This is a genomic window from Streptomyces sp. NPDC001536 (assembly GCF_042894505.1).
Taxonomy (GTDB): domain Bacteria; phylum Actinomycetota; class Actinomycetes; order Streptomycetales; family Streptomycetaceae; genus Streptomyces.
In genome coordinates, this window is the sequence record NZ_JBIAVQ010000012.1 from 120,287 (window position 1) to 144,243 (window position 23,957).

Here is a 23,957-nt window from a genome sequence, read left to right on the forward strand (position 1 = left end):
CGTTCCGATGTCAGGGTGAGGGCATGAACCGCGATCCTCACCGCCACGATCTGGGGGAATTCCTCAAGGCGCGCCGCGCCGAGCTCGACCCGGCCGCCGTCGGTCTGCCCGACGGCGGCTCGCGTCGTGTCGCGGGCCTGCGCCGTGAGGAGGTCGCCGTCCTGGCGGCCATCAGCACCGACTACTACGCCCGCCTCGAACAGGGCCGTATCCAGCCGTCGCCGTCCGTGCTGGAGTCCCTGGCCAGGGTGCTGCGCCTGGACGAGGACCAGCGCGCCTACCTGTACGAGCTGGCGGCCAAGGACGACTTCCGCCCGCCGCGCCGGCAGCCGCGTCTCAAGGCGCAGCCGCAGCTGCAGCGCATGCTCGACGACATGGCGCACACCCCCGCCTTCGTGATCGGTCCGCGCACCGAGATCGTGGCCTGGAACGCCATGGGCGCCGCCCTGATCACCGATTTCAGCAAGATCCCCGAGAAGCAGCGCTACTACATAAGGCTGCTCATCACCGACCCCACGATGCGCGAGCTGTACGCGGACTGGGAGGGCGTCACCCGGCTGGCCATCGCCCAGATGCGGATGCACAACGCCAACAACCCCGGGGACACCCAGCTGGCCGCCCTGGTGGGCGAGCTCTCGGTCCGTGACGAGCAGTTCCGCCAGTGGTGGGGCTCCCATCACGTGGCCGTACGGGACACCGGCACCAAGCACCTGCGCCACCCTGTCGTCGGCGACCTGCACCTCGACTGGAACGCCGTCACCTGGGCCGCCGACCCCGACCTGGCGATCATCGTCTGGACCGCCGAATCCGGCACCCCGACGCATGACAGCCTGCGCATGCTGGCCTCCTGGGCGGCGGACCCCAGCCACTCGACCAGCGACAGCTCCGCCTGACCGCCCTTCGTCGGCCGGCTATTCCCTTCAAAAGGGGGAGCCTTTCCTCCTACGCGCCCTGCGCCTAGGAAGAGGCTCTCCCTTTTTCGTGTACGGCTTTTCCTGGCACGCTCGTCACGAGGCCCCACCGCGCCGCGCGTCCCCGCCCCCGGTCCGGCCCTCCTCCCACCGACAGAACCGGTTCCCTCAGCGCCGAGGCGTCCGACCTGCCTGCGCATCCGCCAGGAAAGAGACCCCTTTCCCCATGTCCTTGACCCAGTCCCGCCCCGGGACGCTGCCCTCGGCCGCCCCCGAACCGCGCTGGACCGCCCGCCTCTGGGCCGTCCTGGCCGTCCTGTGCCTCGTGCTGTTCCTCGACGGCCTCGACGTCTCTATGGTCGGCGTCGCCCTGCCCTCCATCGGCCACGACCTCGGCATGGCCACCGGCTCCCTGCAATGGATCATCAACGGCTACGTCCTCGGCTACGGCGGCCTGATGCTGCTCGGCGGACGCACCGCCGACCTGCTCGGACGCCGCCGCGTCTTCCTCGTGGCGCTGGCCGTCTTCGCCGCCGCCTCACTGCTCGGCGGGCTCGTCGACAGCGGCTCGCTGCTGATAGCCACCCGCTTCGTCAAGGGCGTGGCCGCCGCCTTCACCGCGCCCGCCGGTCTGTCGATCCTCACCACGACGTTCCCGGAGGGCCCGCAGCGCAACCGGGCGCTGTCGGTCTTCAGCCTCTTCGGCGCCCTGGGCTACTCCTCGGGCCTGATCCTGGGCGGTCTGCTCACCGGGATCGGCTGGCGCTGGACCTTCCTCATGCCGGTCCCGCTCGCCTTGCTCGCACTGGTCGTCGGCATGATCCTGATCCCGCGCGACCGCCGCACCGAGACCGGAGGCCAGGACCCGGCCGGAGCGGTCACCCTCACCGCGGGCATGCTGCTCGCCGTCTACGCCGTGGTCACCGCCCCGCAGACGGGCTGGACCTCCGCCGCGACCCTCGCCGCCTTCGGCGTCGCCGCCCTGCTGCTGGTCGCCTTCGTCCTGATCGAGCAGCGGGTCCGGCACCCGCTGGTCCGCTTCGGCATCCTGCGCAAGGCCACCACGGTCCGCGCCAACCTCAGCATCGTCGCGCTGATGGGCTCCTACCTCAGCTTCCAGTTCATGATGACGCTGTTCCTCCAGGACGGGCTCGGCTGGTCGCCCCTGCGCATGGCCTTCGCGCTGCTGCCGGTCGGTCTGATCGTCGCGGTCGGTTCACCCCTCACCGGCCGGCTCGTCAACCGCTTCGGCACCGCGCCGCTGATCATCACCTCGATGACCTCGCTGACCCTCGGCTACGTCTGGTTCCTGGCGACGGCCGGCTCCTCACCCGACTACGTCACCGCCATGCTCCCGTCCCTGCTGCTCCTCGGTGGCGGCTTCGCGTTCGGCTACAGCGCCATCATGGCCCAGGCCACCGAAGGCATCGACGACTCCGAACAGGGCCTCGCCTCCGGCCTGGTGCAGACCTCCGGCCAGGTCGGCGCCGCCCTCGTCCTCGCCGTCCTCACCGCCGTGATCGCCCAAGCCGGCGACAGCGGCGCCGACTTCACCGCCTACCGCCCCGGCCTCAACCTGGTCACCGGCGTCGCGGCGATCGGGCTGCTGCTGAACCTGGTCCCGGTGCTGCGACTGCGGCGACGCGCCGCAGCGCGATGAGCGAAGCCACCCACCCCGACACCGGGATATCCCCATGGCCACGTCCACACTGACCCGCCCCACCACCCCCACGCTCGCCCCACCGCGGCAGACGGCCGCTCCGGACCGACCGCCCCCCGTCACACGGCCGGGACACCCCCGCACCCTCAAGGTGCTGTGGCGGGCCGCCTGTCTGATCTGCGGCGGCCTGCTCGGTCTGGTCCTCGCCGCCCTGGGAACGCTGCGCGGTCGCGTGCCGTCCCGGCGGCGGGTGGCGGTCGTCGTCGCCGGGACGGTGGTGCAACTGGTGTGCGCGCTGTCCTTCACGGCGGCCGGCTCCGCCGGCGAGTTCCGCACCGGTCCGGCACCGTCCGCCGGGGGTGCCGGTCTGTGGGAAGCCGCTCGAACGGTGGTCAACGCGCCCGTGTCCGGGGCTGCCCTCCTCTATGGCATGAGCCAGGGCGGTGAGGTGTACCAGGGCGACAACGGAACGACCGCCGTGGTCCTGGACGACGGCGTCGTCCGTGCCGGCACCATGTTCGGCACGGTCTTCCTCACCGACCAGCGCATGGAGACGCAAACGCCCCGCGCGCACCGCCTGGCGGAGCACGAGGCCCGCCATGCCGACCAGTGGGCGGCCTTCTCACTCGCCGCCGGCCCTGCCGCGTTCCCCGCGCTCTACGCCCTCGACGAGGCGTTCTTCCCCGGGGCGTTCAACCACTTCGAGCGTCAGGCGGGTCTGGAGGACGGCGGCTACGACATTCCGGCGGACTGCCCGTCCCTCGCCGGCCAGCTGACTCTTGCCTCCCTCGGACTGCTGGCCGGTTCCGTCCTGGTCGTCCGCCACCGGCGCCGCCGGCCGGCTTCCGAACACTCCGGCAAGGCCCTGCCGCAGGGATGAGCCGGGGCGGGCCCCTCGGGCTTCCGGCCGGGCCCGTTCACCAGGACACGTCGACGACGGCACTGGTGTCGCGATACTGGCCCGCCGCACGGGCCCGCTGGGTGGCCAGCTCGATCACCAGGTCCAGGTTGGGCGTCGGAACCTGCATCAGCTCGGCCAGTTCGAGGGGGACGCGGAACATCGCGTCGATCTCCATGGGCCGGCCGGCCTGGAGGTCCTGCGCGATGCTCTGGAGGTGGCTGGACTTCGACAGCTTGCCCAGGCCCTCGTAGGGGTCGCCCGGGTCGCAGCCCAGGGCACGGGCGATGGCGGCGCCCTCGGCTGCCATCGCCTTCGCGGTGCCGGCGATGGCGGGTTTGTCGAGGACGTCCTTCATGGGCGAGGTGCTCAGGACGGCCAGCGAGCCCCCGATCAGGTTCATCAGCAGTTTGGCCCAGATCGCGTCACGGATCCTCGGCGTGACGCTCGTCTCCAGACCACTGGGGTTCAGGAGCGACGCCAGGGTGTCGAGCCTCGCGTCGGGCCGGCCGTCGGGGCGTCCGACGACCAGGCGGTTGCGCGGGTTCTCGGCACGGATCACCCCCGGCGCGATCACGCTGCACGCGGTGTAGGCGACCGCGCCCACGGCGCGCTCCGGACCGACGTGGTCCCACAACACCCGCCCGGGATCCAGCCGTTGAAGCTGAGTGCCGTCCAAGGAGCCGCCGTGGGCGTGGAAGTACCACCAGGGAATGCCGTTCATGACGAACAGCGCCGAGCCGTCCTCATGGAGCAGGGCACCGATCTGCTCGGCGATGGCCGGCAGGGCCGGGGCCTTGACCGCGACGATGACGAGGTCCTGCGGCTCCAGATCACCGGGCCGGTCGGTGGCGGCCGGGTGGGAGAGCAGCTCTCCGTCCCGGGTCTCCACCCGCAGCCCCTGCCGCCGGATCGCGGCCAGCTGCTCACCCCGCGCGACGACCGAGACCTCGGCCTGTGCCGCGGCGAGGCGTCCGGCGATGTGCCCGCCCACGGCTCCGGCGCCGTATACGCAGATCTTCATGTGCGCTTCCTGTTCCAAGACATATAGGTCGGTCGGCCGAAGTCGTCAGTCGAACTGCCGGCGCTTCTGTGCCGCGGCGGCGCTGAGGAAGGAGATGTCGTTGCCGGTGGAGACATAGCCGGCGCCGAGTTCCAGATACTGCCGGACCAGGTCCGGCCGCCCGCCGAGTCCACCGATGCCCACGGCCTTCCCGTGGGTTCGGCAGGCGTCGATGACATGCAGAAACGCCTTGTGCACCTCGGGATGGTCCACCTGCCCCGGCACCCCCAGTTCGACGCTGAGGTCGCTCGCGCCCACGAAGAGGATGTCCACGCCGTCCACCGCGGCGATGGCGTCCGCCGCGTCTAGCCCGGCCTGCGACTCGATCTGGGTCACGACCATGGACGCCTGGTCGAGTTCACGGACGGTCTGGTCGGCGGACAGGGACCGGTAGAGCAGTTGTGGCGCGTTGCCTGCCAGGGAACGTTCGCCCAAGGGCGCGTGCTTGACGGCACGGACCGCGGCGCGCGCCTCGTCGGCGGACTGCACACCGGGTACGACGATCCCCATGGCGCCGGCGTCCATGACCCTGGCGATGAAGAACGGGTCCGGGCCGGGCACGCGGACCAGGGGAGTGACGCCCAGGGAGGTGCAGGCCATGCAGATCTGGCCCGCGGCCTCCAGGGGGAAGCTGCTGTGCTCCATGTCGATGTAGACGGAGTCGAATCCCGCGGTGTGGGCGATGGCGGCGATGTCGACGGTCCGCACCAGACGGATGGTCATGGAGAACACCGGCTCGCCCCGGGAGAGCTTCTCCTTGGCGGGGTTGCGCAGCAGGCGCGTGGCTTCGTTGCTCATGTTCTGACGGCTCCTGACCGACTCGGGATGGCTCAGCCGAACAGGGTCGGCAACTCCTGCGCCTCGTCCTCGAACCCGTACACGGATTTGACTTCGAGATACTCCTCAAGACCGAACCGGCCCATCGAGCGGCCGATGCCGGACTGCTTGTAGCCGCCCATGGGGGTGTACGAGTCCGTGGCCGCGCCGTTGTAGCTGACCCGTCCGGCCCGCAAACCGTTCACCACACGCCGGGCCTTCTCGCGGTCGCCGCCGAAGACATAGCCGCCGAGCCCGTAGGGCGAGTCGTTGGCGATGCGCAGGGCGTCGTCCTCGTCGCGGTAGGCCAGGACGGCCAGGACGGGGCCGAAGATCTCCTCCCGGGCGATGGTCATGTCGGGTGTGACGCCGGTGAACACCGTGGGCTGCACGAAGTAGCCCCGGTCGAGACCGTCGGGGCGCTCGACGCCACCGGTGACGAGACGGGCGCCCTCGTCGAGACCGCTCTGGATGTGGTCCCTGATCGACTTGAACTGGGCGGCGCTGACGACCGGTCCCATGGTCGTCGTACTCTCCAGCGGGTCGCCCAGGCGAAAGCGGCGGGCCTCGTCGACGAGGAAGGGCACCACCTGCTCGACCTGGCTCTCGTGCACCAGCATGCGGCTCGGGGCATGGCAGGACTGACCGGCGTTGAAGAAGGCGCGCCGGATGTTCCAGCGGGCGGCCTGTTCGAGGTCGGCGTCGGGCAGCACGATGTTGGCCGACTTTCCGCCCAGTTCGAGGCAGACCCGTTTCACGGTGCCCGCGGCGGCGGCTCCCACCAGCTTGCCGGCGGCGGTGGAGCCGGTGAAGGAGATCATGTCCACGTCCGGGTGGTGGGACAGCCTGTCGCCCACCTCGCGGCCGGTGCCGTTGACCAGGTTGAACACGCCCGGCGGCACCTCGGCCTCGTGCAGCACCTGGGCCAGCAGCGCGCCGCTCGCGGCGGAGTTGAGGCTGGGCTTGGCGACCATCGTGCAGCCGGCGGCCAGGGCGTAGACGGCCTTGATGACGCCGGTCTGGATCGGCCAGTTCCACGGTGAGACCAGCGCGCAGACGCCGATCGGTTCGCGGCGGACGACGGCGCCGCCCACCCGCGCCTCGAAGGGGTACGCGCGCAGGGTGTCGCGGGCCACCCTCATGTGCTCGGCCGGGCCGGTGACCTGGGCGCGGTTGCCGACGGGAATGCCGACCTCGCGCGCGATCAGTTCGGAGAACTCGTCGAGGTGCGACTCGTACACGTCGATGACGCGGTCGATCAACGCGATCCGGTCGCCGGGGGAGGTGGTGGAGAAGCTGTCGAACGCGTCTCGGGCCGCGGCGACCGCGCGGTCCGCGTCGGCGGCGTTCCCCAGAGTCACCCGGGCGAAGGGCTCCTCGCGGGTGGGGTCGACGAGCTCCACTGCGCGGGGCTCGGTCGGTTCCGTCCATCGACCGTCGATGTAGAGGTGCGGGTACTGCCTCATGGGCGGCTCGGTCTCCTCGGACTGCGGGGGCTTGTCGGGTGGGTCAACTGCTGTGGGTGTAGCCGCCGTCGCAGGCGATCGTCTGGCCGGTGACGAAGGCGGACGCCGGTGCGGCCAGGAAGAACATGACGCCGACCAGGTCGGTGGGGACCATGCCGCGCGGGATGCACTGCTGTGCCGCCGCACGCTCACGGACCTCGACGGTGGGGTTGACGGTGCGCTCGACCTCGGTGGCGACCATGCCGGGGCGTACGCAGTTGACGGTGATCCCGTGGCCGCCCAGCTCGCGCGCCAGGGAGTTGGTCATGCCGATCAGCGCCGACTTCGAGGTGACGTAGTGCAGGTAGTTGACGGTGCCCCGGGACACGGAGTCGGACGAGATGTTGATGACGCGGCCGAAGCCCGCCGTACGCATATGAGGGGCCACGGCCCGCACGCACAGGTAGGTCCCGGTGACGTTGACCTTCAGCACCTGTTCCCAGTCCGCCACGGGGATCTCGTCGAAGGGACCCTTCTTGATGGTCGCGAAGATCGACGCGTTGTTGATCAGCACATCGACCCGGCCCCACCTCTCGACGACGGTGTCGACCATCGCCGCGACGGACGCCTCGTCGGCCACGTCCACCGCGACGGCCAGGCCGGTCCCGCCGGCGTCGTGGATCTCCTTCACGACCGCTTCCGCCTTGTCGACGTTGAGGTCCGCCACCACGGCGAAGGCTCCGGCCGCGGCGAACTGGCGGGCCAGTTCACGGCCGATGCCCTGGGCGGCACCGGTGACGAGGACGACCCGCCCCTCGACGCCGAAGTCCCGTGCCGACGCCGGTACTCCGGAGTCGTACGGGGTGTGAGTCAGGGGTGTCGTCGTCATCGTCGATCCTCACGGCGTCGTACTCAATCCAGCGGGTGCTTGAACGTTATCCCGCATTATGGGATATCGTCAACGGAAGTGACTCCCGTCAAGGCTCCCGCCGCGGGACGACATCGATTGTGTGAAGGAGCGGAGATGCGCGTCAGCAAGGCATCCGACACCGGCAGCGAGCGGGTCGGAACCATGCGTGAGGGAACGCTCGACCAGAAGCACCTGCTGTTCGGTCAGGACGGCTCGCCCAACAACTACGACCTGAACATGGGTCTCACGGGCGGCGGCGGCTGGCGGACCCCCCGCCACCGGCACAACTTCGACCAGATCCGCTACGTCATCCAGGGCCGGCTGCCCTACACCGAGACCGACGTCCTGGAGGAGGGCTGGGTCGGCTACTTCCCCGAGAGCGTCCACTACGGCCCCCAGGAGCGCCCCGAGGGACTGCGCACCATGGTCCTCCAGTGCGGCGGGGCGAGCGGCGCCGGCTATCTGAGCGTCGCGCAGCGCGAGGCGGTCAACGCCGAACTGGCCAGGACCGGCGAGTTCAAGAAGGGCCTGTACCACTACACCGACGCCGACGGGGTGTCCCGTACCAAGGACGGCTCGGAGGCGATCTTCGAGCACGCCACCGGCGGCAAGCTGGAGTTCGCGCCCCCGCGGTACACCGACGTCATCGCGATGAACCCGGAGGCCTATGACTGGCAGAAGGGGGACGCGGGCGTCTGGGAGAAGTGGCTGGGCAGTTTCACCGAACGCGACCTGCGCATCGGCTTCCTGCGCCTGGACGCCGGCGCGGTGTACCAGGCGGGCCAGTTCCCCTCCATCGAGATCCTCTTCCAGATCAGCGGCAGGGTGACGGCGGGCGGCGAGAAGTACGGCCCCGAGACCGGGTACGAGTTCCTGGCCGACGAGGGTCCGGTGCCCGTCGAGGCCGTGGAGCCGACCGAGTTCTTCCGCGCGGTGCTGCACCGGTTCTGAGCCGACACCGGCCCCTGCCTGACCTCGCGAGAAAGAGCCCACGCCCATGACCGATTCCGCCGGCCGCCCGGCGCTGCTCCGGGAACTCGCGGAGGCAGGAGTGCCGGCGGACGCGTCGCCACGCAGACGCGCCGAGTACGCCTACGACGCTTCCAACTACCGTGTCGAACCGCTCGCGGTGGCGTTCCCGCGCACCGTCGACGACGTCGTCGCCGCCGTCGCGGTGTGCCGGGCGAGCGGCACCCCGGTCATCGCCCGCGGGGGCGGAACGTCCATGGCGGGCAACGCCATCGGCCCCGGGCTCGTCCTGGACTTCTCGCGGCACATGGACCGTGTCCGTGCCGTCGACGAGGAGGCCGGGACGGTCGACGTCGAGCCCGGCGTCGTCCTCGCGACGCTCTCCCGTGAGGTGGAACGCGCGACCGGCGGCCGCCGTACGTTCGCACCCGACCCCTCCTCCAAGAACCGCGCCACGGTCGGCGGAGCGATCGGCAACGACGCGTGCGGCAACCACTCGGTCCGCTACGGCCGCACCTCCGACCACGTGGCGGAGATCGACCTGGTCACGTCCGACGGGGCCCGCCTGACGGCGACCGAGACGGGTGTGCGGGCCACCGACCCGGCCGACGCGTTCTCCGCAGGCCGGGCGAAGTCCCTCGCGGCGGCGCTGGAACGGCTCGCGCAGGACAACCTGAGCACCTTCCGCCTCGAACTCGGCCGCATTCCCCGGCAGGTGTCGGGCTATCACCTCGACAACCTCCTGCCGGAGAAGAAGTTCAACATCGCGCGCGCCGTCGTCGGCTCCGAGGGAACGTGGGCCGTCGTCGTGGGCGCGTATGAAGCTCGTGCCGAAGCCGGCGAGCGCGCTGCTCGTCTGCCTCGGCTACGAGGACGTCGTCGACGCCGCCCGTGACATCCCGGCGATCCTGGAGTTCTCGCCGGCCGCCGTCGAGGGCACCGACGAGGCCATCGTCGCCACGATGCGCCACCGCAGGGGCCCCGATTCCGTCCTGGGCCTGCCCGAGGGGCGGGCCTGGCTCTTCGTGGACCTCGACGGCGACGACCCGGCGTCGGTGCGCGCCCAGGCGGACAAGCTGCTCGCGCGGCTGGCGGAGAACGGGCGGCTGGTACAAGGCCGTGCGGCCACGGACCCGGCGGAACGCGCCTCGCTCTGGCGGGTCCGCGAGGACGGAGCGGGACTCTCCTCCCGTCTGGCGTCCGGGGGCGAGTCGTGGCCCGGCTGGGAGGACGCCGCGGTCGCCCCCGAGCGGCTCGCCGACTACCTCGCGGACCTCCGCGAACTCCTGGCGGAGCACCAGCTCACCGGCGTCATGTACGGGCACTTCGGCGCCGGTTGCATGCACATCCGCATCACCTACGACCTGCGCAGCGAGGAGGGTCGCACGGTCTTCCGCCGCTTCACCCACCGGGCCGCCGAACTCGTGGTCCGGCACGGCGGATCGCTGTCCGGCGAGCACGGCGACGGCCGCGCCCGGTCCGAGCTGCTGCCCCTCATGTACTCGCCCGAGATGATGGCCGCGTTCGCCGAGTGCCGCCGTCTGTGGGACCCCGAGGGCATCCTGAACCCGGGTTCCATGACGGATCCCGATCCCATGGACGCCCACCTCGCCCTCGCGGGAGTGCCGCAGCGCGAGTGGCGGACGAGCTTCGACCTGCACCCGGCGACATCCGCCGCGACGGATCCGTGGGTGCACGCCGTCCAGGGCTGCATCGGCGTGGGCCGGTGCCGCGCGGACAGCGGCGGGGTGATGTGCCCGAGCTACCGGGCCACCCGGGACGAGAAGGACTCGACGCGGGGCCGTGCCCGCGTCCTCCAGGACATGGTCCGGGGCGCGCGCACGGTCGAGGAGGGCTGGCGGTCGAAGGAGGTCCGGTAGGCGCTGGACCTGTGCCTGTCGTGCAAGGCCTGCTCGACCGACTGCCCGGCCGGGGTGGACATGGCCACGTACAAGTCGGAGTTCTTCGACCACTACTACCGGGGCCGCCTACGGCCGCTCGCGCACTTCTCGCTCGGCTGGCTCCCGCGCTGGCTCAAGCTGACCGGTCGCCTCTCCCGCCTCGTCAACGCGGTCCTCGCGACCCCGTTGGGCAAGGTCGTGGCGGCAGCGGGCGGGCTCACGACAAAGCGCGCGCTGCCGCGGTTCGCCGGCGCGGGGGAGTGGCGGCGCGAGATCGCCGACGCCGTTACCGGTGAAGCCTCGGTGGTCCTGTTCGTGGACACGTTCACGCGCGGCTTCCGGCCCGAGGTGGCCGGTGCGGCGGCTCGTGTCCTCGCGGACGCCGGCGACTCCGTAGTCTGTTCGGCCGACGCCTGCTGCGGCCTCACCTGGATCTCGACCGGCCAGCTCGGCACCGCGAAACGGCTGCTGTCCAAGGCCGCTGAAGCGCTCGACGACGGCACCGACCGGCCGATCGTCGTCATCGAACCGAGCTGCGCGGCCGCGCTCCGCAAGGATCTGCCCGAACTGGTCCCCACGGAGCAGGCCAGGCGCGTCGCGTCGCGTGTGCGCAGCTTCGCCGCGTACGTCGCCGATCGGGTGGCTGCGGGCTGGGAGCCGTCCTCGGCGCGTCCGGTGCCGGAGCGGGCCGTACTCCAGACGCACTGCCACGAGTACTCGGTGTTCGGGGCCGCGGCCCAGCGCACGGCACTCAAGGCGGCCGGTGTGCGCATCGTCGTCGACGCGGACGGCTGCTGCGGTGTCGCCGGGAACTTCGGCTTCGAGGCCCAGCACTACGACGTGAGCATGCGGGTCGCGGAGAACGCGCTCGCTCCCGCGCTCAGGGCCACCGGCCACGACGTCGCCGTGCTGACCGACGGCTTCTCGTGCGCCCGGCAGGTGGACCAGCTCGATCCTTCGAGGCCCGGCCTGCACTTGGCCCAGGTCCTCGACCCGCGTGCGACCACCACTTCCACAGACCGCCCCTCCAAGGGAAGAGAACTCTCATGACCACCGATGTCAGCGCCCTCCGCCTCTCGCGACAAGCGCGCGAGGCCATCGCCCACGTCAGCACCGGCGTCTTCATCGACGGGCAGTGGGGCGAGGCCGCGTCCGGTGCCCGCTTCGACGTCGTCAATCCGGCGACCGAGGAGGTCATCGCGACCGTGGCCGACGGCGGCGCCGAGGACGCGCGGCGCGCCATCGAGACCGCGGGCCGTGTGCAGAAGGAGTGGGCCAGGACGAGTCCCCGTGAGCGCAGTGAGATCCTGCGCCGCGCCTACGACCTCATCATGGCGCGCCAGGACCAGCTCGCCCTCATCATGACCACGGAGATGGGCAAGCCGCTCGCCGAGGCCAAGGGCGAAGTCGCGTACGCCGCCGAGTTCTTCCGCTGGTTCTCCGAGGAGGCCGTCCGCATCGGCGGCGACCTCACGACGACGGGGGACGGGAAGAACCGCATCCTCGTCTCGCGCGAGCCCGTCGGCCCCTGTGTGCTCGTCACCCCGTGGAACTTCCCGCTCGCCATGGGCACCCGCAAGATCGGACCGGCCATCGCGGCCGGCTGCACGATCGTGTTCAAGCCCGCCGACCTCACCCCGCTCTCCTCCCTGGCACTCGTGGACATCCTGGTCGAGGCCGGACTCCCCGCCGGCGTCCTCAACGTGGTGTGCACGACCGACCCGTCCTCGGTGGTCTCGCCGTGGATGTCGAGCGGTATCGCCCGCAAGATCAGCTTCACGGGCTCGACCGCGGTGGGCATCCGCCTGCTGGAGCAGGCGTCCCAGCACGTCATGCGCTCGTCGATGGAGCTCGGCGGCAACGCCCCCTTCCTCGTCTTCGAGGACGCCGACCTGGACCGTGCCGTGGAAGGCGCGGTCGCGGCCAAGATGCGCAACATGGGCGAGGCCTGCACGGCGGCGAACCGGATCTTCGTCCAGCGGCCCGTCGCCGAGGAGTTCGCCCGTCGGCTCGCCGCACGGCTGGGCGCGCTGACGGTGGGCGACGGCGCCGAGCCGGGCACCGAGGTCGGCCCGCTCGTGGAGGAGAAGGCGCTGCGGAAGGTGCAGGAGCTCGTCGACGACGCCGTCGGCAAGGGCGCGAAGGTCGTTTGCGGCGGCAACCGTCCGGACCGTCCGGGCTACTTCTACGCGCCCACCGTCCTCTCGGACGTCTCGGCGGAGTCGGACCTCATGTCCCAGGAGATCTTCGGTCCGGTGGCGCCCGTCGTCTCCTTCGACACGGAGGAGGAGGCGGTCCGCATGGCCAACGACACCCCGTGGGGCCTGGCGGGCTACCTGTTCACCCAGGACGTGGACCGCGGCTTCCGGGTCGGGGAGGCCCTGGAGGTCGGCATGGTCGGCCTGAACACCGGCATCGTGTCCAACCCCGCCGCGCCGTTCGGCGGCGTCAAGGCCTCGGGACTGGGCCGCGAGGGCGGCCGTGTGGGCATCGACGAGTTCCTGGAGTTCAAGTACATGGCGGTCCCGCGGGCGTGACCGGGTGCCGCGGCCGAGCGGGGCCCAGCCCCCTCACACGGCAGGGCACTATCATGAGCGGTGCACCGACCTGAATTGTTGACGATATCTCATAATGTGGGATATCGTCACAAAGGTGACGGCGACAGCGACTCCGGACGGCGCGGGCAGCCTGGCCAAGATGCTGAACATCTTGCAGCTGTTCAGCGAAACGGAACCCGTGTGGTCGACGGCCGCCATCATCGAGGCCCTGGAGACCTCCAGGTCGACGGGGTATCGCTACATCAAGACGCTGCACGAGGCGGGTCTGCTCAGCTCGGCGCGCAACGGCTACTACACCCTCGGCCCGCGGATCATCGAGATGGACCTGCAGATCCGCCTGACCGACCCGCTGCTCCTGGCCAGCCATGGCGTGCTCGAAGAGCTGGTCGAGAAGATCGGGCACTCGGCTCTTCTGTGCACCGCGTTTCGCGATTCGGTCCTGTGTGTCGGCGAACACCGCGCCCCGTCGAGCCCCGCGAACCGGTTCAGTCGCGGGCAGCGGCGCCCGTTGTTCCAGGGAGCGGTGTCGAAGGTCATCCTGGCCCACCTTCCCCATCACCGGCTGAAGGCCATCTACGCCCGTCAGGGCAAGGAGATCGAGAACGCCGGCCTGGGTGCCACGTGGAGCGAATTCCGCGCGACCCTGGGCGAGATGAAGAAGGCCGGCTACGTCCTGACCGTGGGCGAGTTCAACCCCGGTGTCTACAGCGTCGCCGCGCCCATTCTCACCGACCAGAAGACGGCCCTGGGCAGCGTCGGTGTCGCCTGGGACGAGAACCAGCGCCGCGATGTCGAGGTCGAGCACGCGGTGCTCGCCGTCAAGCAGGCGGCGGCGACGATGTCGGAACGCCTGCTGGAGCAGCAGCGCGACTGACGCGCCCGAAGACGCGGGCGGCCGAACCCCGCGCGGCGCCCTGCTCTTCACCTTTGCGTCGAGGCGTTCCCCGACGCCGTAGCGGCGTCTCCTCGTGGGCCGCGCCGCTTTCCGTGATGCGGTTCGCTCTTGCAATGGTCAGGTCCTGCCGAACGAAGCACCGCGATGGCCGACGCCTCGGTCCCGGCCATTGACGAAGTCTCATAATGCAGGATATTTTCAAGCACCGCTGCGAGGAGCTGTGCACCGTCGCTGATGAACCGCCGGCATGTCCCACCGACGTGTCCAGGCGGAGCCGCCAGTTCAATTTGTTCCCGACGGTTCACCCATGAGCAGGGCCGCTTCACCAACACATCGTCGTGTTCCCGCCGCCGCGCGCCGGACACCGAGCCGAAGGTAGTAAGCCGCATGACCGGACAATGTCGACCGAATCCGTGCGCAACTCGTACTCCCCGCCTGGCCGACCAGGCGCGTATCACCGGAGCCGTCCCGGAAGGGGTCGGCCGATGAACACCCACGTCAACGCGGGCCAGCGGCTCGACAGTCTCTCCGTCGGCCCCTTCCACCGGCGCCTGGCGCTGCTGGTCGGCCTCGGCATGTTCTTCGACTCGTTCGACAACACGCTGTCGGCCGGCGTGCTGGCGTCGGTGCTGGACACCGGCTTCTCGACGCTGGAGCTGAACTCGCTCTTCCTGTCGGTCACCTTCGCCGGTCTCGCGATCGGCGCGATCTTCGCAGGCTGGCTCAGCGACCGGGTCGGACGCGCCTTCGCCTTCCAGTTCAGCCTGGCGCTCTTCGGGCTCCTCGCCCTGTGCGCGGCGCTGGCACCGTCGATGGAGGTGCTCATCGCCCTGCGAGGCGTGATGAGCATCGGGATGGGCGCGGAGTACGTCATCTGCTACGGCATGATCACCGAGTTCATTCCGCGTGGCCGCCGCGGCCGCTACCTGGGACTGCTCGGCATCTTCGCCGGTCTCGGTGTCTCGTTGTCCTCGCTGGTCGGCTGGGTGGTCATTCCCGGGTGGTCCTGGCGCGGGATGTTCATCATCGGGGGCGTCGGCGCCATGATCGCCTGGTGGCTGCGCCGGGGTATGCCCGAGTCGCCGCGGTGGCTGGAGTCGCGTGGGCGGTACGAGGAGGCCGAGGCCGTCATCCGCAAGATCGAGCGGGAGTCCGGCGTCTCGAACCCGGAGGCCGGCCAGTCTCCGGTGACGCACCGGGTGGCCGACGCGGCGGACGAGAAGGCCGAGTGGGTGCCGATCACGGTGCTGTTCTCGCGCCCCGTCATCCGGCGGACGCTGATGGCGCTGATCCTGACCGTCACCTGTCTGTTCGGTTCCTACGCCGTCACCGGCTGGATGCCCACGTTCTTCGTGGAGCAGGGGATGACCGTGTCGAAGTCCCTCGGGTTCAACGCGGCCATCATGTCCGGCTATGTCGCGGGACCGCTGCTGTGCGCGTTCATCGTCGACCGCCTCGGACGGCGTCAGAGCATCATGATGTTCGGGTCGCTGGCCGCGGTCTTCGCCGGCATCTATCCGTTCATGACGTCGCCTGCCCTGGTCATCGCCGTCGGCTTCGTCCTGGTCGCCACGGTCGCGTCGTTCCTGACCCTGAGCCTGGGAACGACCCCGGAGTTCTTCCCGACCGCCTTCCGCTTCCGTGGCGGCGGCTTCGCCCAGACCGTCGGTCGCGTCGGCCTGATCTTCTCGCCCTTCATCGTCCTGTGGCTGTTCAACAGCGCCGGCGTCGTCGGGGTGATCCTGGCCGTCTCGGGCATGTACGTCGCGGTGACCCTGCTCAACGCCGTCGCCGGTGTGGACACGTCTCCCGAGGCGTTGGCGCAGATCGCCCCGGACGGAGACACCGACGGCGGACCGGAGGGCGCCGCCGCCACACATGACGTACGGCGAGAGGCGGGGACGTCTGTCGGCCCCTCGCTCTCCGGCCCGTCTCCCGCGGTTCGGCGTCCCGGCCTGCCCGGCTGATCCTCCCGACCATCGAGGAGCACTGACATGAAAGCTGTTGTCTTCCTGGGCGAGGGCAAGCTCGATCTCCGCGAGTTCCCCGACCCCGTACCCGGGCCGGACGAAGTCGTCCTCCGTATGAAGGCCTCCGGCATGTGCGGGAGCGACCTCAACCACCTGCACGGCCCGGCGCGTACCGGAGCTCAGCTGGTGATCGAAGGGCATGAGCCGTGCGGGGTCGTCGAACTCGTCGGTGACGCCGTGCGACCCAGCGAGGCCAAGGTCGGCGACCGGGTCATGGTCCACCACTACGACGGGTGCCGCACCTGTCAGTACTGCCGTTCCGGTTGGACGCAGTACTGTCCGAACGGGCGCACGGTATACGGCGGGCTGGACGGCGACGGTGGACACGCGGACCTCATGAAGGTCCCCGCGCACACGCTCATCCGCCTGCCCGACTCGCTCTCGTACAAGACCGGTGCGGCCATCTCGTGCGGCACCGGAACGGCCTTCGGAGCGATCAAGCGGGTCGGCCTGTCCGCCGACGAGACCGTGGCGATCTTCGGGCAGGGCCCCGTGGGCCTGAGCTGCACCATGCTGGCCAAGGCCTTCGGGGCCCGGGTCATCGCCCTCGACGTCGAGCCCTCCCGCCTGGAGATGGCCGAACGGTTCGGCGCCGACCACGTCGTCGACGCCCGGGAGGAGGACCCCGTGGCCGCGGTCCGTGCGCTGACCCGTAACGGTGAAGGCGCGGACAAGTCCATCGAGTGCAGCGCCAACGCCACCGTGCGCCGTCAGTCGGTCCAGGCGCTCCGGCGCTGGGGAACCGCGTGCATGGTCGGGGTCTTCGGCAAGGTCGAGCTGGACAGTGAGGACCTCATCCAGTTGCAGAAGACCGTCATGGGCTCGCTCACCTTCAGCAAGAACCTCCAGGAGGAGTGCGCCCTGTTCGTGGCCGAGCGCGGCCTGGACGTGGAGTCGCTGTTCACGGACGAGTTCCGGCTGGAGGACGCGGAGCGGGCCTACGACCTGTTCGACCGGCGTCAGATCGGCAAGGGCGTCTTCGTCTTCGACTGACGGAGTTTCGACCATGGCGTATCGAAGGTCCGTTGAGAGGCAAGCAGTGACCACATTCCAGCAGAACCCCGCCCTGTGCAAGCAGGCCCAGGTCTTCATCTCCCGCGAGGTGCACCACCACTTCATCGACGGCCGGAGCGTCCCGGCCGCCTCCGGGCAGACGCTGACCACCGTCGACCCCTCGACCGGCGAGGTCCTGGCACGGCTCGCCGCCGGTGACGAGGCCGACGTCGATCGCGCGGTCCTTGCCGCACGCAAGGCGTTCAAGGGCCGGTGGAGCACCTGGACCCCGTACGAACGCCAGGCGCTGCTGACGCGCATCGCCCAGATCCTCGACGAAAGGTTCGAGGAACTGATCCAGATCGAGGCCCTGGACATGGGCGCCCCGGTCACGAGGCTGCGCACCACCAAGCCCGCCCTGCTGAAGATGGTGTCGTTCTTCGCCTCACAGGCGGCCAACATCAGCGGTCAGACGCTGATGAACGGCATCCCCGGCAACGTCGCCACGATGACGCTGAAGGCACCGGTCGGAGTCATCGGCGGCATCATTCCGTGGAACGGCCCCCTCAACAGCCAGTTCTGGATCATCGGCGCGGTTCTGGCCAGCGGGTGCACCGCGGTACTGAAGCCTTCGGAGGACGCTTCTCTGTCGGTGCTCCGGGTGGCTGAGATCCTGCACGAGGCCGGAATGCCGCCGGGCGTCGTCAATGTCGTCACCGGCCTGGGCAAGGAGGCCGGACACGCGCTGGCGGCCCACCCCGACGTCGACCGCGTCGCGTTCACCGGATCGACCCAGACCGGACGCAGCATCATCGAGGCGTCCACCGCGAACATCAAGAAGCTCCAGCTGGAGCTCGGTGGCAAGTCGGCGGACATCGTGTGCGCGGACGCGGACCTGGACAAGGCGGTACCGGGAGCCGCGATGGGGGTCTTCGCCAACTCCGGGCAGATCTGCTTCGCCGGCACCCGGGTGCTGGTCCAGCGGCCCGTCGTCGAGGAGTTCACCGAGCGGCTGCTGGCTTTCACGGACACCCTGCGCGTCGGCCACAGCCTGGACGCCGACGCCACGCTGGGGCCGGTCATCTCCCGGCCCCAGTTGGACAAGGTGCTCTCCTACATCGACGTCGGCCGCGAAGAAGGGGCCGAACTGCTCCGCGGCGGCGGGCGGTTCGAGGGCGACCTCGCGAACGGATACTTCGTGCAGCCGAGCGTCTTCGCCGGCGTGACCAACGAGATGCGCATCGCTCGCGAGGAGATCTTCGGCCCGGTGCTGTCGATCCTGCCCTTCGACGACGTCGACGAGGCCATCGCCATCGCCAACGACAGTGAATACGGCCTCGGCGGAGCGGTGTGGTCACAGAACCTGTCCACCGCGCTCCGGGTCGTCCAGGGCGTGCACACCGGCACGATGTGGGTGAACTGCTACGGCTGCATCGATCCGCTGGTCGGATTCGGCGGCACGAAGCTGAGCGGTTACGGCTCCAAGGGGAGCGCCGCACACATGGACACCTACCTCTACACCAAGAGCGTCTACCTGCAGCTGTAGCCCCCTCTCAGCCTGGGCGAGCCCTGTCGGCAAAGGAGCCAACCTGCCGGAAGGGGGGAAGGATCTCTCCCTTTTCCGTGTCGGGCGGCGGTGTAAGCCTCGAATAGGCAGGCCGGTGGCCTGTCCGGACCTTCGCACTCTCTCAAAGGACCAGTTATGAGTACGCAGCCCACCGAGCGCCCCGCCGTAGCCTCGGGCACCTTCGACCTCGGGGGCGACCTGACGGTCAACCGTCTTGGTTACGGCGCCATGCAGCTGACGGGCCCCGGTGTGTGGGGCGAGCCGCGCGATCTGGACGAGGCCGTCCGGGTCCTGCGCCGGGCCGTGGAACTGGGCGTCACCTTCATCGACACGGCCGACGCCTACGGGCCGTTCGTCAACGAGCAGCTGATCCGCAAGGCGCTGCACCCCTACACCGACGACCTGGTCATCGCCACCAAGGGCGGCCTCCTCCGCCCGGGCCCGGGGGACTGGCGTCCCAACGGCCGCCCCGAGCACCTGCGCGAGCGGGTGGAGCTGAGCCTGCGCCATCTCGGGCTGGAGCGCATCGACCTGTACCAGCTGCACCGCATCGACCCCAAGGTTCCGCTCGCCGACCAGATCGGTGAGCTGGCCGCGCTGCAGCAGGAGGGCAAGCTGCGCCACATCGGAGTGTCGGAGGTGACGGTCCAGGAGCTGAAGGAGGCCCGCACCCACGCCGAGATCGTCTCCGTGCAGAACCTCTACAACCTCGCGAACCGTTCGGCCGAGGACGTTCTTGACTACGCCGAGTCCGAGAACATCGCGTTCATCCCCTGGTTCCCGATCGCCACCGGCGAACTCGCCCGCCCGGGTGGCCCGCTGGACGCCGTGGCCAAGCAGCACGGCGCGAGTCCGTCGCAGCTGGCCCTCGCCTGGCTTCTGCGCCGGTCCCCGGTGATGCTGCCGATTCCCGGCACCTCCCGGGTCGCACACCTGGAGGAGAACACCGCCGCCGCGCTGCTCGACCTCACGGACGACGAGTTCCGGTCCCTCACCGAAGCCGTATAAGAGGTACGGGGGCATCCGGCCGTCCGGATGCCCCCGTCACGTACTCGGCGTGGCGCTCACGCGAGGTTCTTGGTGAAGAACTCCTCCAGCTTGTCGAACGGGATCAGGTCCGTCCTGTCGTACAGGTCCACGTGGCCGGCGCCCGGGACGACGTACAACTCCTTCGGCTCCGCGGCGAGTTCGCAGGCGTCCTCGCTGTAGTAGCGGGAGTGGGCGTGCTCGCCCACGACGAACAGCAGGGCCCGCGGCGAGATCGACGCGATGTGGTCCAGCAGCGAGAAGTTCATGTACGCCATCGTGCTGGTCAGGGTGAACTGGGTGATGGCGTTGGGGTGGTAGCCCCGCGGGGTCGAGTAGAACTCGCCGAACTCACGGCCGATCGGGTCGGTGTTCTCGTCGAATCCGATGGGCGCCCCGCGCGGGGCCAGTGCGGGATGCCCGGCCTCGAAGTCCGCGTACCGCTGCTCGGCGAGCTCGTCGAGAATGCGGATGCGGTCCTCGTCGGTGATCGAGTCGCGGTGGCCCTTGGAGTAGGCGCGGGCGATGTCGTACATGCTGGTCGTGGCCACCGCCTTGATGCGCCGGTCGACCTGGGCGGCGCTGACGGCGAACCCGCCGCTGCCGCACATGCCGATCACACCGATGCGCGCGCGGTCCACGAAGTCACGCGTGCCCAGGTAGTCGACGGCCGCGCTGAAGTCCTCGGTGAAGATCTCCGGCGAGGTGATGTGCCGGGGCTCGCCACCGCTGTAGCCGTTGAACGACGGGTCGAAGGCGAGCGCCACGAAGCCGCGCTTGGCCAGGGTCTGGGCGTAGATGCCCGAGCCCTGCTCCTTGACCGCGCTGTGCGGTGCGCCGACGATGATCGCCGGATGGCGCTGGGACGTGTCGAAGTCCCGCGGCCGGTAGAGGTCCGCGGCGATGGTGATGCCGAACCGGTTCTTGTACGACACCGGGGTGCGGGTGACGTTCTCGTCGAGGTCGAAGATGTAGTTGTCCGTGGGGGACATGTCCTTGGCCTTTCCCTCACCGCCGGTCAGCGGACGTGGCTGTCGAACCAGGCGACGGCGACTTCGGGGTGCTCGCTGAAGTAGTTGTAACCGTCGAAGCGGCGGGAGGTGCCGTAGATCCAGTGCATCTCCTTGTCCTCGACGGGGATGGCGTCGTGGACCGCCTGCACGGCCTCCGGGGTGGTCATGACGTCGTCGTGGACCTGTCCGACCAGGGTGGGCACGGTGATCGCGGAGGCGTACTTCGCGGGTGACTGCTCGGCCAGGTGGAAGCCGGTGCGCTCCAGGACGGCCTGGTCGAGGCGGTCGTAGCCGCCCTCGAAGCCGATGCCCTTGGAGAACTGCTCGCCGATGGACTTGCCCTCCAACGGCTGGTGCAGAACCATCGCCTGGATCTCGTCGAACTCCTCCGGGTGCTTGGCCCACGCCACCGCGGTGGAGTTGCCGCCCAGGCACACCGACAGCAGGGCCTTCTTCATGCCCGCCGTGTCGGGGCGCGTCTTCACGTACCGCAGGGAGCCGATGACGTCGCGGTACTCGGTGAGTCCGATCGTGCAGATGCCGCCGTTGCCGTAGCCGCTCATGCCGTGGTTGCGCAGGTCGTAGGCGAGCACGTTGTAGCCGGCGTCGTGCAGGCCCTTGTAGGCGGGCAGGAAGTTGACCTCGAAGCCGCCGAAGCGGTCCCAGCCCGGCAGGTGTCCGGGGTAGCCGTAGCGGTTGCCGGGGGAGAAGTGGTTGTGGATGATCAGCCGGTCGGAGTCGGCCGGGATGAACCAGCCTTCGAGCGGTACACCGTCCATCGACGGGAACGTCACGTCCTCGTAGGCCAGGCCCGGTTCGGAGGGCCGGCGGAGCAGAGGAGCGCGCCGGCCATCGGTCGTGCCTTCCGTCCATTGTCCGACGAATCCGTTGAATGCCAGCTCGGCCATGTCGAGTTCGGTCACGGTACGCTCCTGATTTCCCGGCAACGGTGCTTGATTCGACACCGTCGTCGCCTGAACTGTTCGAGTTGCAGACCTGCAAGGTGTGTGGTGCTCCGGGCGTCTGGATTCCCATCAAGATTGGCCCTTGGACACATTTTCCGCATCTTGGGCTCGGCCTGGATAGGGAAGGAGAGGGGGAGGGAATTGTCCCAGGGAGCAATTCCTCCCTGCACCCGTGTACGTCATGGCTGTGCCCTTGTCGGGCCGCAGTGCGGCGGCCCGACAAGGGCACAGGACTGGGGTGGGGAATCCCGGATCAGATCGTCGCGGTGTCGATCACGAACCGATAGCGCACATCGCTGTTCAGTACCCGCTCGTACGCCTCGTTGATCTCGGACGCGGCGATGACCTCGATCTCCGCGCCGAAGCCGTGCTCGGCGCAGAAGTCCAGCATCTCCTGGGTCTCGGCGATGCCGCCGATGGCGGAGCCTGCGATCGACCTGCGGCCCATGATCAGCGGGAAGACGTTGACGGAGATCGGCTCCTCGGGGGCGCCGACGTTCACGAGGGCTCCGTCGATCTTCAGCAGGTTCACATAGCCGCTGAAGTCGAGCGGGGCCGAGACCGTGGAGACGATCAGATCGAAGGTGCCGGCCAGCTCCTCGAAGGTCTTCGGGTCGCTGGTGGCGTAGTAGTGGTCGGCGCCCAGCTTGAGGCCGTCCTCCTGCTTGCGCAGCGACTGGGAGAGGACGGTGACCTCGGCGCCGAGCGCGTGGGCGATCTTGACGCCCATGTGGCCGAGGCCGCCCAGACCGACGATCGCGACCTTCTTGCCGGGACCGGCGCCCCAGTGCTTGAGCGGGGAGTACAGGGTGATACCGGCGCACAGCAGCGGTGCGGCCACGTCGAGGGCGAGGCCGTCGGGGATCCGGACGGTGTAGTTCTCGTCGACGACGATCTTCTCGGAGTAGCCGCCGTAGGTGGGCTGACCGTCCTTGTCGAGGTAGTTGTACGTCTGGATCATGCCGCCGCCGGTGCAGTACTGCTCCCGGCCGGCCTTGCAGTTGTCGCACTCCCGGCAGGAGTCGACGAAGCAGCCGACGCCCACCCGGTCACCGACCTGGTACTTCGTGACACCGGGGCCGACCTCGGAGACGACACCGGCGATCTCGTGACCGGGGACCATCGGGAAGATGGCGGTACCCCAGCCCTCCTGGACCTGGTGGATGTCGGAGTGACAGATGCCGGCGAACTTGATGTCGATCAGCACGTCGAATTCGCCGACCGGGCGCCGCTCGATGGTGGTGCGCTCCAGCGGAGCCTTCGCGGCGGGAGCGGCGTAAGCAGCAACGGTCGTCATGTGGGGGATCTCCTAGCAGTGCTCTCGTGCCCGGCTGCCTTCCGGCCGGGCACGGTGACGAGCATGCCGCACCGCCGGGAAATCACCCAGGGCGGGAATGTGCCTATGTCCGCTGTTCCTACTACTGCCAGAGTCAGGCTCTTGCCCTGCGGTGCGCGAAATGTGTCATGCGCTCAAGAATTGGGCCCATTCACCCCTCTCACGCCATGGGGAGATCACGGGAAGGCAAAGGGGGGATAAAAGTCTCCCTGCCGCGAGTGTTGCCGGTGGTGCGAGACTTCCGGCGTGACCAGCCGCCCTGCCAAGGCGCAGGGTCGCCCCTTTCCTGCGGTGGCGTCGATCTCGCGCCTGCAGTACCGCTGTTGTTCACGACTGATCCGTCCGTGAAGCGAAGGCGTATGTATGTCTGCTGACCTCTCTGAATCCGCTGTTCCACCCTCGACCGAATCGGGTGAGTCCTCCTCGGGGCCCAGCCGGCGTACCGTCATCGCCACCGGTGTCGTGGTGGGCGGTGCCGTGGTGGCCGGAGGGACCCTTTTCACCGGCTCGGAGGAGGCCACCGCCGCGGAGGCGGCGCCCTCCAGCCAGGTCTCCCTGACCGTCAACGGCACCCGCCGGACCGTCACGGTGGACAACCGCACCTCGCTCCTCGACCTGCTGCGCGAGCACCTCGACCTGACCGGCTCCAAGAAGGGCTGCAACGCCGGGGCCTGCGGAGCGTGCACGGTGCTGGTCGACGGACAGCGGGTCAACTCCTGCCTGACGCTCGCCGTACGGCTGGAGGGTGCCGAGGTCACCACCATCGAGGGCCTGGCCCAGGGCGACAAGCTGCACCCGCTGCAGCAGGCGTTCATCGACGAGGACGCCTTCCAGTGCGGGTACTGCACCCCGGGCCAGATCATGTCCGGCGTCGGGTGCATCCAGGAGGGCCACACCAGCTCGCCGGAGGAGATCCGGGAGTACATGAGCGGCAACGTCTGCCGCTGTGGCTGCTACGTCAAGATCGTGCGCGCGGTCGAGACCGCCGCCCGGAAGTAAGG

Annotated in this window: 21 protein-coding genes; 14 read left to right on the forward strand and 7 right to left on the reverse strand. The window is 69.5% G+C overall.

Going from position 1 to position 23,957, the window contains the following annotated elements; translation table 11 throughout:
• Window positions 1–23 precede the first annotated feature (23 nt).
• From ACFY0U_RS30065 to ACFY0U_RS30075, 3 genes are all read left to right on the forward strand, one after another.
• Window positions 24–893 carry a helix-turn-helix transcriptional regulator gene (locus ACFY0U_RS30065; RefSeq protein WP_388641145.1) on the forward strand — a complete coding sequence of 290 codons (870 nt, stop codon included), beginning with the start codon at window positions 24–26 and terminating at the stop codon, window positions 891–893.
• A 244-nt stretch (window positions 894–1,137) separates the two neighbouring features.
• Window positions 1,138–2,571 carry an MFS transporter gene (locus ACFY0U_RS30070; RefSeq protein WP_388641147.1) on the forward strand — a complete coding sequence of 478 codons (1,434 nt, stop codon included), beginning with the start codon at window positions 1,138–1,140 and terminating at the stop codon, window positions 2,569–2,571.
• A 34-nt stretch (window positions 2,572–2,605) separates the two neighbouring features.
• Window positions 2,606–3,451, forward strand: coding sequence for a hypothetical protein (locus ACFY0U_RS30075; RefSeq protein WP_388641149.1), 846 nt, complete (start codon window positions 2,606–2,608; stop codon window positions 3,449–3,451).
• 37 nt (window positions 3,452–3,488) lie between these two features.
• Here ACFY0U_RS30075 and ACFY0U_RS30080 read toward each other — a convergent pair whose 3' ends face one another.
• The 4 genes from ACFY0U_RS30080 to ACFY0U_RS30095 are packed head-to-tail and all read right to left on the reverse strand — an operon-like array spanning window position 3,489 to window position 7,682.
• Window positions 3,489–4,493, reverse strand: coding sequence for a ketopantoate reductase family protein (locus ACFY0U_RS30080; protein ID WP_388641150.1), 1,005 nt, complete (start codon window positions 4,491–4,493; stop codon window positions 3,489–3,491).
• A 45-nt stretch (window positions 4,494–4,538) separates the two neighbouring features.
• Window positions 4,539–5,330, reverse strand: coding sequence for an HpcH/HpaI aldolase/citrate lyase family protein (locus ACFY0U_RS30085; RefSeq protein ID WP_388641152.1), 792 nt, complete (start codon window positions 5,328–5,330; stop codon window positions 4,539–4,541).
• A gap of 32 nt (window positions 5,331–5,362) precedes the next feature.
• Window positions 5,363–6,814 carry an aldehyde dehydrogenase family protein gene (locus ACFY0U_RS30090; protein ID WP_388641154.1) on the reverse strand — a complete coding sequence of 484 codons (1,452 nt, stop codon included), beginning with the start codon at window positions 6,812–6,814 and terminating at the stop codon, window positions 5,363–5,365.
• A gap of 43 nt (window positions 6,815–6,857) precedes the next feature.
• Window positions 6,858–7,682, reverse strand: a complete 825-nt coding sequence (locus ACFY0U_RS30095; RefSeq protein ID WP_388641156.1) for an SDR family NAD(P)-dependent oxidoreductase — start codon at window positions 7,680–7,682, stop codon at window positions 6,858–6,860.
• Between the two features lie 135 nt (window positions 7,683–7,817).
• Here ACFY0U_RS30095 and ACFY0U_RS30100 point away from each other — a divergent pair, with 135 nt between their 5' ends.
• The 10 genes from ACFY0U_RS30100 to ACFY0U_RS30145 all read left to right on the forward strand — a co-directional run bounded on the left by ACFY0U_RS30100 (window position 7,818) and on the right by ACFY0U_RS30145 (window position 19,624).
• Complete coding sequence (locus ACFY0U_RS30100; RefSeq protein ID WP_388641158.1) at window positions 7,818–8,654, forward strand: hypothetical protein; 837 nt, start codon at window positions 7,818–7,820, stop codon at window positions 8,652–8,654.
• A 46-nt stretch (window positions 8,655–8,700) separates the two neighbouring features.
• Window positions 8,701–9,567, forward strand: a complete 867-nt coding sequence (locus tag ACFY0U_RS30105; RefSeq protein ID WP_388641159.1) for an FAD-binding oxidoreductase — start codon at window positions 8,701–8,703, stop codon at window positions 9,565–9,567.
• A complete protein-coding gene (locus tag ACFY0U_RS30110) occupies window positions 9,491–10,552 on the forward strand; it encodes an FAD-linked oxidase C-terminal domain-containing protein (protein ID WP_388641161.1) in 1,062 nt (353 codons plus the stop codon). The genes ACFY0U_RS30105 and ACFY0U_RS30110 overlap by 77 nt, the downstream gene beginning before the upstream one ends.
• Window positions 10,553–10,612: 60 nt before the next feature.
• The gene (locus ACFY0U_RS30115; protein ID WP_388641162.1) at window positions 10,613–11,623 is read left to right on the forward strand and encodes a (Fe-S)-binding protein; all 1,011 of its coding nucleotides are present in this window, start codon (window positions 10,613–10,615) and stop codon (window positions 11,621–11,623) included.
• Entirely contained in the window at window positions 11,620–13,110 is a 1,491-nt protein-coding gene (locus tag ACFY0U_RS30120) for an NAD-dependent succinate-semialdehyde dehydrogenase (RefSeq protein ID WP_388641164.1), read from the forward strand. Before ACFY0U_RS30115 ends, ACFY0U_RS30120 begins: the two co-directional genes overlap by 4 nt.
• A 115-nt stretch (window positions 13,111–13,225) precedes the next feature.
• Window positions 13,226–14,005 carry an IclR family transcriptional regulator gene (locus tag ACFY0U_RS30125; protein WP_388641165.1) on the forward strand — a complete coding sequence of 260 codons (780 nt, stop codon included), beginning with the start codon at window positions 13,226–13,228 and terminating at the stop codon, window positions 14,003–14,005.
• A gap of 506 nt (window positions 14,006–14,511) precedes the next feature.
• Window positions 14,512–15,993: an MFS transporter gene (locus tag ACFY0U_RS30130; protein WP_388641167.1), complete on the forward strand. Its 1,482-nt coding sequence runs from the start codon at window positions 14,512–14,514 to the stop codon at window positions 15,991–15,993.
• A gap of 27 nt (window positions 15,994–16,020) precedes the next feature.
• Window positions 16,021–17,049, forward strand: a complete 1,029-nt coding sequence (locus ACFY0U_RS30135; protein ID WP_388641169.1) for a zinc-binding dehydrogenase — start codon at window positions 16,021–16,023, stop codon at window positions 17,047–17,049.
• 46 nt (window positions 17,050–17,095) lie between these two features.
• The gene (locus tag ACFY0U_RS30140; RefSeq protein ID WP_388641170.1) at window positions 17,096–18,595 is read left to right on the forward strand and encodes an aldehyde dehydrogenase family protein; all 1,500 of its coding nucleotides are present in this window, start codon (window positions 17,096–17,098) and stop codon (window positions 18,593–18,595) included.
• Between the two features lie 156 nt (window positions 18,596–18,751).
• A complete protein-coding gene (locus ACFY0U_RS30145) occupies window positions 18,752–19,624 on the forward strand; it encodes an aldo/keto reductase (RefSeq protein WP_388641172.1) in 873 nt (290 codons plus the stop codon).
• 56 nt (window positions 19,625–19,680) lie between these two features.
• Here the strand turns inward: ACFY0U_RS30145 and ACFY0U_RS30150 are convergent, their stop codons facing one another.
• From ACFY0U_RS30150 to ACFY0U_RS30160, 3 genes are all read right to left on the reverse strand, one after another.
• The gene (locus tag ACFY0U_RS30150) at window positions 19,681–20,634 is read right to left on the reverse strand and encodes an alpha/beta hydrolase (RefSeq protein ID WP_388641174.1); all 954 of its coding nucleotides are present in this window, start codon (window positions 20,632–20,634) and stop codon (window positions 19,681–19,683) included.
• Between the two features lie 26 nt (window positions 20,635–20,660).
• Window positions 20,661–21,578 (reverse strand): alpha/beta hydrolase family protein, encoded by a 918-nt coding sequence (locus ACFY0U_RS30155; protein ID WP_388641175.1) that lies wholly within the window; start codon window positions 21,576–21,578, stop codon window positions 20,661–20,663.
• A gap of 295 nt (window positions 21,579–21,873) precedes the next feature.
• Entirely contained in the window at window positions 21,874–22,917 is a 1,044-nt protein-coding gene (locus ACFY0U_RS30160) for an NAD(P)-dependent alcohol dehydrogenase (protein ID WP_388641176.1), read from the reverse strand.
• 402 nt (window positions 22,918–23,319) lie between these two features.
• Here ACFY0U_RS30160 and ACFY0U_RS30165 point away from each other — a divergent pair, with 402 nt between their 5' ends.
• Window positions 23,320–23,955 (forward strand): (2Fe-2S)-binding protein, encoded by a 636-nt coding sequence (locus ACFY0U_RS30165; RefSeq protein ID WP_388641178.1) that lies wholly within the window; start codon window positions 23,320–23,322, stop codon window positions 23,953–23,955.
• Window positions 23,956–23,957 lie beyond the last annotated feature (2 nt).

Bases quoted from the DNA above. Each gene is read 5' to 3' on its own strand.
- ACFY0U_RS30145 (WP_388641172.1), top strand. From the start codon at position 18,752: ATGAGTACGCAGCCCACCGAGCGCCCCGCCGTAGCCTCGGGCACCTTC.
- ACFY0U_RS30095 (WP_388641156.1), bottom strand. From the start codon at position 7,682: ATGACGACGACACCCCTGACTCACACCCCGTACGACTCCGGAGTACCG.
- ACFY0U_RS30130 (WP_388641167.1), top strand. From the start codon at position 14,512: ATGAACACCCACGTCAACGCGGGCCAGCGGCTCGACAGTCTCTCCGTC.
- ACFY0U_RS30070 (WP_388641147.1), top strand. From the start codon at position 1,138: ATGTCCTTGACCCAGTCCCGCCCCGGGACGCTGCCCTCGGCCGCCCCC.
- ACFY0U_RS30160 (WP_388641176.1), bottom strand. From the start codon at position 22,917: ATGACGACCGTTGCTGCTTACGCCGCTCCCGCCGCGAAGGCTCCGCTG.
- ACFY0U_RS30110 (WP_388641161.1), top strand. From the start codon at position 9,491: ATGAAGCTCGTGCCGAAGCCGGCGAGCGCGCTGCTCGTCTGCCTCGGC.
- ACFY0U_RS30165 (WP_388641178.1), top strand. From the start codon at position 23,320: ATGTCTGCTGACCTCTCTGAATCCGCTGTTCCACCCTCGACCGAATCG.
- ACFY0U_RS30090 (WP_388641154.1), bottom strand. From the start codon at position 6,814: ATGAGGCAGTACCCGCACCTCTACATCGACGGTCGATGGACGGAACCG.
- ACFY0U_RS30120 (WP_388641164.1), top strand. From the start codon at position 11,620: ATGACCACCGATGTCAGCGCCCTCCGCCTCTCGCGACAAGCGCGCGAG.
- ACFY0U_RS30065 (WP_388641145.1), top strand. From the start codon at position 24: ATGAACCGCGATCCTCACCGCCACGATCTGGGGGAATTCCTCAAGGCG.
- ACFY0U_RS30080 (WP_388641150.1), bottom strand. From the start codon at position 4,493: ATGAAGATCTGCGTATACGGCGCCGGAGCCGTGGGCGGGCACATCGCC.
- ACFY0U_RS30150 (WP_388641174.1), bottom strand. From the start codon at position 20,634: ATGTCCCCCACGGACAACTACATCTTCGACCTCGACGAGAACGTCACC.
- ACFY0U_RS30135 (WP_388641169.1), top strand. From the start codon at position 16,021: ATGAAAGCTGTTGTCTTCCTGGGCGAGGGCAAGCTCGATCTCCGCGAG.
- ACFY0U_RS30075 (WP_388641149.1), top strand. From the start codon at position 2,606: ATGGCCACGTCCACACTGACCCGCCCCACCACCCCCACGCTCGCCCCA.
- ACFY0U_RS30115 (WP_388641162.1), top strand. From the start codon at position 10,613: ATGGCCACGTACAAGTCGGAGTTCTTCGACCACTACTACCGGGGCCGC.
- ACFY0U_RS30105 (WP_388641159.1), top strand. From the start codon at position 8,701: ATGACCGATTCCGCCGGCCGCCCGGCGCTGCTCCGGGAACTCGCGGAG.
- ACFY0U_RS30100 (WP_388641158.1), top strand. From the start codon at position 7,818: ATGCGCGTCAGCAAGGCATCCGACACCGGCAGCGAGCGGGTCGGAACC.
- ACFY0U_RS30085 (WP_388641152.1), bottom strand. From the start codon at position 5,330: ATGAGCAACGAAGCCACGCGCCTGCTGCGCAACCCCGCCAAGGAGAAG.